The organism is Rummeliibacillus sp. POC4 (assembly GCF_003576525.1).
Lineage (GTDB): Bacteria > Bacillota > Bacilli > Bacillales_A > Planococcaceae > Rummeliibacillus.
Genome location: NZ_QWUA01000142.1, coordinates 1 through 1835 on the forward strand (window position 1 = coordinate 1; position 1835 = coordinate 1835).

General features: G+C 37.1%; 2 protein-coding genes. Both read left to right on the top strand.

Annotated features, from left to right (window positions below):
• Window positions 1-121 precede the first annotated feature (121 nt).
• The gene (locus D1606_RS18315) at window positions 122-502 is read left to right on the top strand and encodes a MerR family transcriptional regulator (protein WP_119417439.1); all 381 of its coding nucleotides are present in this window, start codon (window positions 122-124) and stop codon (window positions 500-502) included.
• 50 nt (window positions 503-552) lie between these two features.
• Window positions 553-1835, top strand: a 1283-nt coding sequence (gene glnA / locus D1606_RS18320; RefSeq protein ID WP_119417440.1) for a type I glutamate--ammonia ligase, incomplete at its 3' end; no start/stop codon positions are given.

Here is a 1835-nt window from a genome sequence, read left to right on the forward strand (position 1 = left end):
AAACTCATTGTTGACGGGCTTTTTTTAATAGTTTAAAATGTATGTAACTAATTCTCACATGGCGTTGACAAGAATACTAACATCGTGTATCATAAATCTTGTGAAAGGTAAGGTGAAGGAAATGAGTAAAGAAATACGTAAGACCATGCCTTTGCTACCAATCAGTATAGTGATGCAACTAACTGATTTAACTGCTCGACAAATTCGTTATTACGAAGAACATGAGCTTATCACACCTGCTAGAACAGAAGGCAATCGCCGAATGTTTTCATTAAACGATGTTGATGTTTTATTAGAGATTAAAGATTTACTTGATCAAGGCATTAACATGGCAGGTATTAAAAAAGTCTTCGCAATGAAGAATGAGCCAGTAGTGGCAAACCCAAAAACAGATATAACAGATGATGATTTAAGACGTATTCTAAGAGAAGAAATGCAACAAGCACAAAGAATGCAAAAAAGTTCTATTAGACAAGGTGATTTATCTCGATTCTTCTTATAAATGAATCGAGTCATATAAAATTTTCATATATAAATAGGAGAGTGATTAGTGTGGGTAAATACACAAAAGATGATATTCGTAAACTTGTAGAAGAAAAAGACGTAAAATTTATTCGATTACAATTCACTGATATCTTAGGTACTATCAAAAACGTTGAAGTTCCAGTTAGCCAATTGGAAAAAACACTTGATAATAAAATGATGTTCGATGGTTCTTCTATCGAAGGTTTCGTACGAATTGAAGAATCAGATATGTACTTATATCCTGACTTAGATACTTTTATCGTTTTCCCATGGACTGTAGATAAAGGTGCAGTATGTCGATTCATTTGTGATGTATACCGTCCAGATGGCACTCCTTTTGAAGGTGACCCACGTAACAACTTACGTCGAGTTCTTAAACGTATGCAAGATATGGGCTTCACAAGCTTTAACTTAGGACCTGAACCAGAATTCTTCCTATTCAAATTAGATGAAGCAGGCGAACCAACTCTTGAACTAAATGACCACGGTGGTTACTTCGATTTAGCTCCAACAGACCTTGGTGAAAACTGCCGACGTGATATCGTATTAGAACTTGAAGAAATGGGCTTTGAAATCGAAGCTTCTCACCATGAAGTTGCTCCTGGTCAACACGAAATCGACTTCAAATATGCAAATGCTGTTGAAGCATGTGATAATATCCAAACATTCAAATTGGTTGTTAAAACAATCGCTCGTAAACATGGTTTACATGCGACATTCATGCCAAAACCTTTATTTGGTGTAAATGGTTCAGGTATGCACTGTAACGTTTCACTATTCAAAGGTAAAGAAAATGCATTCTATGATGAATCTGCAGATTTACAACTAAGTGAAACTGCTTTCCAATTCATGGCTGGCGTATTAAAACACGTAAAAGGTTTCACTGCTGTAACAAACCCAACAGTAAACTCTTACAAACGTTTAGTACCAGGTTATGAAGCTCCTTGCTACGTTGCATGGTCAGCTCAAAACCGTTCACCATTAATCCGTATCCCAGCTTCTCGTGGTCTATCTACTCGTATCGAAGTACGCTCAGTTGACCCAGCTGCTAACCCATACTTAGCTATGGCTGTTATCCTTGAAGCAGGTTTAAATGGTATCGAACAACAACTTACACCACCACCAGCAGTAGACCGTAACATCTATGTTATGAATGCTGAAGAACGCGTAGAAGCAGGTATCGGTAACTTACCAGCTAACTTAAATGACGCACTTGCTGCACTTGCAGAAGATAAAGTAATCCAAGAAGCTCTTGGTGCTCATATCTACGCAAACTTCCGTGAAGCAAAAGAAATCGAATTTGATATGTT